We start from the raw sequence: 9416 nt of genomic DNA, 5'->3' as shown, positions 1-9416 counted from the left end.
GGGACAACTGCCGGAACTACGAGTGGCACTACTGGTACTACAGGTGGAACAACTGCCGGAACTACGGGTGGCACCACTGGTACTACAGGTGGAACGACTACCGGGACTACGGGTGGCACCACTGGTACCACAGGTGGAACGACTGCCGGAACTACAGGTGGCACCACTGGTACTACAGGTGGAACGACTGCCGGAACTACAGGTGGCACCACTGGTACTACAGGTGGAACGACTGGCGGTACCACTGGGACTACAGGAGGAACGACTGCAGGTACAACTGGTGGAACCACTGGGACCACAGGCGGTACAACTGGTGGAACTACTACAGGTGGTACAACCGGAACTACTACTGGCGGAACTACTGGTACAACCGGAACTACTACTGGCGGAACAACCGGGACTACTACTGGTGGAACTACAGGTGGCGGAACTACAGGTGGTGGTACCACTGGTAGATAATTTTCTTTTAAATATGAGTATTTCTTATTGAATAAACATGTAATATTAGAATACAGCTATAAATCTCCTTATATATTTAAATATTGGGAGCTGATGGGTATGAGTTTTCTTAAGAAAACAGGGATAAATCTTATCCCTATATAATCTAATTATTACAAATTATTCTTTCATTATAAAAAATGCCAATTAAATTGGCATTTTTTTTTGTGCTTTTTTAATCAAATATGATCATGATATGAAGCATTACATAGCCGTATGATATAAATTCAAAAAACTGGATTAGCATTTCAAATTTAAAACAATACTCACATCATACTAGTATTTTAGATATGGCGGATGGAGCGTGATCTTAAAAGTTCTATGCTGGCATTTTAAGCAATAGATCCCATATTTAAGTAAGGGCGGTTTTTCCTAAAAAAAAGAATACTTCTCGAGCCATATGAAAGTGATTTAATTCCCTTAAGTTCTTAGTACAAAATAAATTAAGGCTTTTTGTGAAAAGGTATAAAACTGATGTAATTAAGGGCTCAATAGAAATTTAAAGCTCTTCTTATCACAATTTCAAGAGGCTGCATGTTGGTTTATACGTAAGATTTTAGGCCACTATCATTTTTATTTTGAATGATTTAAATTGTAATCCTCTGTTGGTATAGTAATTGTAATAATGCTATTAAACATTTAAAAAATTTTAAATTCTCCCGTAGGATTTTTGAATGAAATGTTTGGTATTAATTCTTTTATCATTTAAAACTCTAACTCTAACATTATGAGCTCAGGAAAATTATTAGTAGGAGTATTAACTGGAATGGCAATAGGAATTCAGATTGGTATTCTGTATGCTCCTGAAAAAGGTAAGGACACCAGAAAAAAACTGTCCAAAAAAGGTGAAGATTATCTTGATGACCTAAATGAGAAATTTGGTCATTTCATGGAGGGTGTTAATACTCAGGTTGACAAAATCAATAAAGAGATAAAAGACCTAGCAGAAAAAGGTAAAGAAGCTGGCCAGGATTTGGCAGAAAAAGGCAAAGATGTAAGTGAAAACCTTGCTTCTGAAGCTAAATCTAAAAGTGATCAATTTTCTAAAGATGCCAAATCGGCTATCAACAAGAATTCTTAATCAAAAAATGATTGAATATTGTAATCTGCTGAAGTAGTTCATATTCAATCATTTTAGTTTTTTGTACAATACGGTCCAGCTTATGTTGGACTTTATTTTTTCATTTTATTGAAAGCCAATGGTCATTAGAAATACCTCTTCTTATTATTGATTTTTTTCTTTAGAAAGGATGACCCGATGGCCAGATCATAACCAATGCCTGCTAATCTTGATTCTGTATATAGGAATGATATCATACCGCTAATAAAGGGAGCATATGTATATTGAAAAGATTAAAAGTGAATGGTTTACTCTATAGTTGTATTTTACCAGTTGATTCATAAGGGTTTAGATATCTTCCAGACTGCGCCTATATTTAAAGGATGTTAATGGGTAAGAAAGAAAATAAAAGTTATTTTTAATTTTGTGTTTTTTTGAGTAAAATTGCCATCTGTTATCCTATGGGATAAAGAATATTCGGGGTGTAGCGCAGCCTGGTAGCGTACTTGCATGGGGTGCAAGGGGTCGCTGGTTCGAATCCAGTCACTCCGACAAAGTCTTATACATAGGTATAAGACTTTGTCGTTTTATATAGTTAAATTATCAAAAGGTAACTACTTTGGGTCATGGAACTGGGCCAGGACTGATTGAAATGAAGATACGGTATCTCGGTCTATCGTTAAAAAGGAGTCACTTTTAGTAAGAGACAACTGCGGTTTCTTATATACTGCCTTTACAGGTCTCCAACCTTTACAGCTAGCATGAACTTCCTTCAATAGTCCTTCTCGGTTCAGGTATGGAATGTGGGAAGGGTCCAATCCACCGCCTGGCATGATGATGATGTCCTCTCTTGCTTCGGCTAATAGGGATAACAGCTGATTCAGACCTTCACTTACGTTATCCATTCCTCCTGAGCTGAGTATTCTTTTGAAGCCACAATGAATCGCATCTATCAGGGCTTCATTTAAATTTCTGGTAGAATCGAAGGCCCGGTGAAGGGTGCATGGTTTTCCTCCGGCCGTTTTGATTAGTTCACTATTACTTTTTACATCCAGCTTTCCTTCAGCTGTTAGAATGCCAAATACAAAACCATCAGCTCCCATTTCCGATAAAATGCTAATATCTTCTTTCATCGCCTCTATTTCAGCTGTAGTATGAACAAAGTTTCCCCCACGTGGTCTGATCATGACATATATGGGGATGTTTAGGTGTTTTTTTAAAAATTTTAAAGTCCCTGCACTGGGCGTTTCGCCGCCTTCGGCAAAATTTGAACACAGTTCTAGTCTGTCTATCCCACAAGATGCAGCCTTTAAAGCTGATTCTATTGAATATACCGGTGCTTCTAATTTGATTTTTCCCATCTTAAAATTTACTTCCCGAATTGACCATTTCTTTACCGTTTTTATAATGTTTCGCAAAATTGAACCCGGGATGCACGGCATATGCACCATATTCACCTTCTTTGTTTATGGCAAGGAAGCCGGCCTGTATATCTTTGATACCACTGTTTTTAGCGATCAGTCGCCTGACCGCTTCTTCGCAAGCTTCCTGAGGTGATCGGCCCTGGCGCATCAGTTCAACTATCAAAAAACTACCACATATCCTTATAATACTTTCTCCCAAACCTGTAGCAGTAGCGGCGCCTACTTCATCATCCACATATAATCCTGCCCCTATGATAGGACTGTCCCCCACGCGGCCATGCATTTTATAAGCAAGGCCACTGGTGGTGCAGGCACCTGCGAGATGACCGTTGCTATCCATGCCGATCATTCCTATGGTATCGTGGTTTTCTATATTGATGATCGGTTTATATTGGGACGTTTCCTTCCATTTATTAAAATCCTTTTCAGCTGCAGGACTTAGCACTTCCTCTTCTACCGGCATGCCCAGAGAAATGGCGTATTTTCTGGCGCCCTCACCGGCCATAAATACATGCGGTGTTTCATCCATTACTTTTCTGGCCAGAGCTATAGGATGCTTGATCTGGCGGACAAAAGCCACAGATCCACAGGAGCCATCACCTTTCATAATGGAAGCATCCAGGGTGACAATCCCTTCTCTATCGGGCAATCCCTGGAGTCCCACGGACAAATTGGACATGTCTGCCTCTGTAATTTTTACTCCTTCTTCTACCGCATCGACTATATTTCCGGTGGACTGCAGTACTTCCCATGCTCTATCATTTGCCGGCATGCCATGATCCCATGTGGAAAGGATGAGTGGTTTATGCTTTACACTTTTTGCCGTCCGGGCTACGCGGTTCATTCCTGCGGTTACCAGGCGCCCAGGCACTATCAGGGATGTGGTCAGTAATGATGTTTTTATAAATTTTCTTCTTCCAAACATGTTATTTTATAGTGTCTAAATTAAGCTGATTATTTTAAGTCTATCATCAGATATTTTTCTCTATCTGGTTATTACATATGATGTATATATTAACTAAATTATTTTAGCAAAAAGCAGTTTTTCTGGTTTATTAAAGGTATATTTAAGATCAATCACTCCTGTTAGCATTTAATAAAAGAAAACACAGCAAGCTATTTATCATTTACTATGAATTAATCCACACTTGGGTGAATTAATCCGTTTGTTCTTTTAATATATAGTTTCTATCGACAAATGGCATGCAGATGTCTTTTTTGCTGTGAATATAACCCATCTATTTATGAGAATCCTTTCCAAATCAGATTTTAATCATATCAATGATATCATTAAGATCATTCCTTTTTCCGAAACTACCAAAGAGCAAAGACATTTTTCTGATGAACTGCGGAAAGCTAAAGTAGTAGAAGATGCCAAACTGCCCATTGATGTGGTCAAATTAACTTCTCATATCATCGTCGAAGATATTACCAAAGGCAATGTAATGAAATTTCAAATTGTGCTGCCCGAGATGGCCAACGTGAAGGAAATGAAAATCTCGGTATTGGCACCTTTAGCGATTGCCCTTATGGGTTTTAAGAAAAATCTAATTGTGGACTGGCACATGCCAGCAGGACCGCGTAAGCTTAAAATCACCTCCGTAGATAACCCTGTGGCTGATCTGGTATAGATAACTTCTTTTTTTTTCTTCTATTCACCGCATTTGAAAGTACATGGAAAAGCGGTAATTTATTAAACGTGGTTCAATATTAGAAAACAGCGTTCAATCGCTTTTGGTATAGGCATGTTTTTTCCCGTTAATAACATCAGAAGAAATCGGGTATGAGTAAAACCACACTATGGGGATGATTACAAACATTCGAGTTTCCATTCTGACCTTCGGTATGGGACAAGGTGTGGCCTATTAAATACAATCTATAAACAGGTAGAATTCCGCTTTTTAATGAGGTTTTTGAAGATAGGAGCGTAGTTAGTTTTGTTTATTTATAAAACTTTACTTTATTTCAGAACAATCTATTAATTGATAAGGAGATTATTTATGTTGTTAAACGTCAAATATTGATATATCTATTATTGATGTGCTTTTTCTGTAAGGTCAATAGCATAATTCTAAATCTGAAATTCTATCCAACATTGTGATAAAACTGCTTAATAAATATTTTTTTCTAAGTATGATGTTGATGGTAATAGGGGCCAATTGCATGGCCCAAAGCGGTTTTCCCTATTGCGAACCCTTTACTCAAAGTACTACGCGTGCCAATACAGTCTATGGCGGGGCATCAAGGCTCACTTCAGGTGTGGAGGATCCAGTAGGGCAGGGGGTTTTGAGGCTGACCCCTGCCACTGGCAATCAAAATGGGTATGCTTACGTAGATATTCCTTTTTCATCCCAATACGGTATCAAGACTTCGTTTGAATTTTTTATGTACGGCGGGAATGGGGCAGATGGTCTTACTTTTTTCCTGTTTGATGCAGCAATTCAAAATTTCAGTCCCGGTGGATATGGAGGATCTTTAGGCTATGCACCTAACAATAACACCCCTGGACTTTCTGCAGGATATATAGGGATTGGATTGGATGTCTATGGGAATTATGGCAATACCATTGAAGGAAAAACTGATGGGTTTACTAATAACAATACCCGGCATCCAAACAGCGTAGTGATCAGGGGGCCGCAGTCAGACAGTTATAAATTTATAAAGGGAGTAAAAACAAACGAGGGGGGAACTTTTGGGTTGCCAAGTAATCAACAGTTTTCTTTATCCTCCGGTGGGGCCGGCACCCAAAGAATTGCCTCACCTGATCAACGTGGGTACAGGAAAGCTAATTTTGACCTTCAACCCAACCCAAATGGTGTAGGCTATTTGATCAATCTTTCTATAGAAATTAATGATGGTACAAACAGGATAATCGAAATTTTCAAAAACGAACCCTACCCATATACCGCTCCCCAAAACCTAAAAGTCGGTTTTGCGGCTTCTACAGGTGGTTCTACTAATTTTCATGAAATCAGGAATGTGATCGTACAGGTCTCTGATGACCAGAACCTCCGTGATCCTATAGCCAATGATAAATCCGTACAAGCCTGTGAAGGAGTAGAAAGAAGGTTTGAAATTAAAGCAACAGAAGATGTTATCTTACTGAATGATCCTGATAATAATTTTATACGCTGTCTCCAGCTCGCTAATACCATAGCAGATTTTCCTACTGATGATTTTGATATCTGCACTACGGAACAGTGTGATTCTTCCAGACAACAACTTTCTACTCCTTATGGGAATTTTGAAGCTGATCCAGAAGGTGGCCTCATCCGCTTTACGCCCAATCTCAATACTGTGGGCAATGAGGTTAAAATTTTTTATACCGTCACGGACAACTTTGGCAAAACATCAGTGCCCAAAGAAATAATTATTAACATTAGTGCCATGCCCAACCCTGCTATCATCCAGGTCAATGGCGGCTTCCCCAGGCCTTAAAATAGAAAGTACGCCCTTATACATTTAACCATGGCAGTAAAATAGAAAAAACAGATAATATATCTGTGAAATATTAAAGCCAATGATAGGATAGGCCTCTCTTATAGAATACAGGGACTGTATAGTATGTTATGTTGATCTACAGGGTATGTGAAGGTTCTAAACATCTGGATACGCTGTACTCAGCCGGTTGCTTCCATTTTTTTACACCTTTCTATTTAAAATTTTATAGTGTCCTTTTGTTCGTGTTTAGATCAAATTTTTTATGATTAAAATTATACTGGAATGAATTGTATGGTTTTTTTTACACTTTTTTGGTAAATAATTTTAAAGCTAGTTCCATCATGATTTTTGGTATTCAAAACCTTTCCAATTAAAGATAATTTGAAAATATAATTTAATAAAATTTTGTTTTTAACTTATAAAGTTATTTTATTTCTGTTATATTATTTATAATTTAATTTCATTTAGGTATATACCAAATACTTAAAATATTATACTAAATAGTAAAATACCAAAATAAGCCTATTACCTACAAAAAATAGTTTGTAAAACTATGTAAAGGTCATAAAGATTTAAAAAATTGAAGCAAGTGAAGAGGGTTATTTTTATCTTTTATATGATTTTTTTGATAGGTGGATTTTTCATTCACCCTGGCATGGCTATATCTAATACCCTGTCAATATTTAACCCCACTATCCAAATCACAGTCACACCAGAAACCTGCCAAAACAATGGCAGTGCCCAGATCAGTATAACAAGTGTAAATCCTCCGGCCTTCTATTCAGTGGTTAAAGATACCGGGGAAATAATAAGGCCTTGGGCGAGTTTGCCCAGTGGGAGCTTTACCATAAATGAACTGGCTTTTGGAACCTATAAGCTGTTGGTGTATGATGGTAATGATTCCAACAGTCAATCCAATCCTGTAGAACGCAGTTTTACGATTGCTGATTCAAGAAATATCATAGTGATTCCGGATGTGCAGAATATCCGCTGTTTCGGAGACGAGTTTGGCAGAATTAGGTTTACCGTACCCCGCATGCTAACCGGGGGTAATAACATCAGAGTTAGATACAAGCCATTAAATGGCATTTTTTTTCCGGAGAGAACGGTTGGTTTGGGTAACGGTGTATCTGAATACATCAATAATGAAGTGACAAAGACCACAGATTTCCCTGCTGGTACCTATATTTTTCAAGTAAGGCAGGGAGGAAATGCGGGTGATTGCTATTTAGAATTCCCCATAGTCATAGAAGGCCCTCCAGGACCTTTGAATGCTGCTATTTCTACTGTATATGATGCCTGCCAAGGCAATACCGCTACGGTCAATGCAACGGGAGGCTGGGGAAATTACAGCTATTTATGGAGTAATGGCCAAACCACCCAAACGGCTGTAGGATTATCACCGGGTTCTACCCATACCGTAAAAGTGACAGATGCAGAGGGCTGCCTGATAGAAAAGGAAGTCACGATCGGAACAGCAAATGGGTTGGCGATCGATATAGTGCAATTACATCCCACCTGCAACCAACCTGATGGCAACATCCTGATAAGGAATACCAATATTGACCTGCAGACGTATGATGTGATCTGGAGAAGGGACAATGCGCTGGATGGAGATATCATACCCAGTGATGGGAATGGTATTGCGAATTTGGATGAAGGTAATTATCATCTGATCATCAGGCATAGGACATTAGTCAACTGTGTCATTTTCAGGGAATTTAACCTTACTTACCAAGGCACTCCGGTGACCGTACTGGACATAGACACTCCGGTGATCTGTGAGGGTGATACTGCTGAGCTGCTGCCCACTGTGGCTGATGAGCTAGGTACAGTGGAATACCGCTGGTACAGAGACCCAAACAAGCAGGATCCAGTCATAGATAATTATGGTCTGGACTATGAGGACAATGACGAACGGGTAATATATAAACTGGACCCGGATGGCCGTCTGCAGATCTATGGGCTAAGCCTGTCGGAAGATCCTTATGAGTACTATGTTGAGGTCAGGGGTGAGGAGGTCTGTGAAGCCAAAGATGGCGAACTGACCCCGGTGCGGATTACGGTCAACCCCAAACCTGCTCCTCCGATGGTGGTCATCGGCGGAGGCTACGGAAGGAATTAAATATACATAATAAAAAAAAAGAAAAACCTATAATCAACTTAATTATGAAAAAGCAAATTTACTTAATTCCCATTTTATTTCTGGCCTTTGTAGGCCATATGATGGCTCAAACTACTCCCATAGCTACTTATGCCCATTTTGATGAAGTTTATTCAGATCCTGATTTATTGGTTCAGATGACATTTTGTGAAACTACAGAAATAGAATTAACAGTCGATGAATCGCAGAATATTGGAGCTCCTTTTATGAGTTTTGAATGGTTTTTATTAAACGCTGATGGAACTGAACCTAATGAATCTATTCAAGCCGGGGATGGGGATCTTGGAAGGAACTTAAATTATGTTTCCACAAGGACAGGATATCAGATATATCGAGTATATGGTTATTCTGTAGAAGGTCAAACTGGTTGTTATGAGATGACAGATATTGCCGTATATGTACTACCTACAATTCCTTTAGAACCACAAGATGTTGAGGAGACTTATTGTACAACTGATGCCACTCCTATAGTTGCGGATGGGACGACAAATAGTTTGGGATTAGGTGCGATTATTTTGAACGCAGAAGTAGATCAGACTCCATTTCCTGATACGTATGCTTTGAATTATGTATGGTCTAAATCTTTTGATGGTGGCCCCAGCGTAGATTTAGATCAAGCTACTGAAGAAACGTATATAATAGGTTCAGCCACAAATGATGATCATACTGAAGTAGGAACACATACTTATAGTGTACGAATCTCTTATGTAGTAAATGATGGCGGATGTGAAGTTTCAGAAACAATGGCAGTGATTACAGTTACTCCTGCTCCAGAGAAACCGGTTATTAATGTAACAGGGGGACATTCTAGACAGACAGCTCCCTAATC

Annotated in this window: 8 protein-coding genes and 1 tRNA gene; 7 read left to right on the top strand and 2 right to left on the bottom strand. The window is 39.0% G+C overall.

Annotated elements, in window-relative coordinates; translation table 11 throughout:
- From EL17_RS22490 to EL17_RS02860, 3 genes are all read left to right on the top strand, one after another.
- Positions 1-459 (top strand): hypothetical protein (locus tag EL17_RS22490; RefSeq protein ID WP_084166099.1); only part of this gene is annotated, 459 nt, incomplete at its 5' end.
- A 766-nt stretch (positions 460-1225) separates the two neighbouring features.
- On the top strand, positions 1226-1579 hold the full coding sequence (locus EL17_RS02865; RefSeq protein ID WP_084166098.1) for a YtxH domain-containing protein: 354 nt from the start codon (positions 1226-1228) through the stop codon (positions 1577-1579).
- A gap of 457 nt (positions 1580-2036) precedes the next feature.
- Positions 2037-2110, top strand: a tRNA-Pro gene (locus EL17_RS02860).
- A 62-nt stretch (positions 2111-2172) separates the two neighbouring features.
- On the opposite strand, the gene EL17_RS02855 is transcribed toward EL17_RS02860, so the two are convergent.
- Both EL17_RS02855 and EL17_RS02850 read right to left on the bottom strand, forming a co-directional pair.
- Positions 2173-2919 (bottom strand): copper homeostasis protein CutC, encoded by a 747-nt coding sequence (locus EL17_RS02855; RefSeq protein WP_035069800.1) that lies wholly within the window; start codon positions 2917-2919, stop codon positions 2173-2175.
- Between the two features lies 1 nt (position 2920).
- Positions 2921-3907 (bottom strand): isoaspartyl peptidase/L-asparaginase family protein, encoded by a 987-nt coding sequence (locus tag EL17_RS02850; RefSeq protein ID WP_035069799.1) that lies wholly within the window; start codon positions 3905-3907, stop codon positions 2921-2923.
- A 319-nt stretch (positions 3908-4226) separates the two neighbouring features.
- On the opposite strand from EL17_RS02850, the gene EL17_RS02845 reads away from it, so the two are divergent.
- The 4 genes from EL17_RS02845 (at position 4227) to EL17_RS02830 (ending at position 9414) form a co-directional block, all read left to right on the top strand.
- On the top strand, positions 4227-4613 hold the full coding sequence (locus EL17_RS02845) for a GreA/GreB family elongation factor (protein ID WP_035069797.1): 387 nt from the start codon (positions 4227-4229) through the stop codon (positions 4611-4613).
- Between the two features lie 502 nt (positions 4614-5115).
- Positions 5116-6420 (top strand): L-type lectin family protein, encoded by a 1305-nt coding sequence (locus tag EL17_RS02840; protein ID WP_164674924.1) that lies wholly within the window; start codon positions 5116-5118, stop codon positions 6418-6420.
- Positions 6421-7078: 658 nt separating this feature from the next.
- A complete protein-coding gene (locus EL17_RS02835) occupies positions 7079-8548 on the top strand; it encodes a SprB repeat-containing protein (RefSeq protein WP_205623524.1) in 1470 nt (489 codons plus the stop codon).
- A 44-nt stretch (positions 8549-8592) separates the two neighbouring features.
- Positions 8593-9414, top strand: a complete 822-nt coding sequence (locus tag EL17_RS02830) for a hypothetical protein (RefSeq protein ID WP_035069793.1) — start codon at positions 8593-8595, stop codon at positions 9412-9414.
- Positions 9415-9416: the final 2 nt, after the last annotated feature.

Source organism: Anditalea andensis, assembly GCF_000714815.1.
GTDB classification, from domain to species: domain Bacteria; phylum Bacteroidota; class Bacteroidia; order Cytophagales; family Cyclobacteriaceae; genus Anditalea; species Anditalea andensis.
The sequence above is the reverse complement of the archived record's forward strand: the minus strand, read 5'-3'. Positions and strand labels throughout refer to the sequence as shown.

Excerpts from the sequence above, each read along its gene's own strand:
- EL17_RS02845 (WP_035069797.1), top strand. The coding sequence starts at position 4,227 with ATGAGAATCCTTTCCAAATCAGATTTTAATCATATCAATGATATCATT.
- EL17_RS02850 (WP_035069799.1), bottom strand. The coding sequence starts at position 3,907 with ATGTTTGGAAGAAGAAAATTTATAAAAACATCATTACTGACCACATCC.
- EL17_RS02830 (WP_035069793.1), top strand. The coding sequence starts at position 8,593 with ATGAAAAAGCAAATTTACTTAATTCCCATTTTATTTCTGGCCTTTGTA.
- EL17_RS02835 (WP_205623524.1), top strand. The coding sequence starts at position 7,079 with ATGGCTATATCTAATACCCTGTCAATATTTAACCCCACTATCCAAATC.
- EL17_RS02865 (WP_084166098.1), top strand. The coding sequence starts at position 1,226 with ATGAGCTCAGGAAAATTATTAGTAGGAGTATTAACTGGAATGGCAATA.
- EL17_RS02855 (WP_035069800.1), bottom strand. The coding sequence starts at position 2,919 with ATGGGAAAAATCAAATTAGAAGCACCGGTATATTCAATAGAATCAGCT.
- EL17_RS02840 (WP_164674924.1), top strand. The coding sequence starts at position 5,116 with ATGATGTTGATGGTAATAGGGGCCAATTGCATGGCCCAAAGCGGTTTT.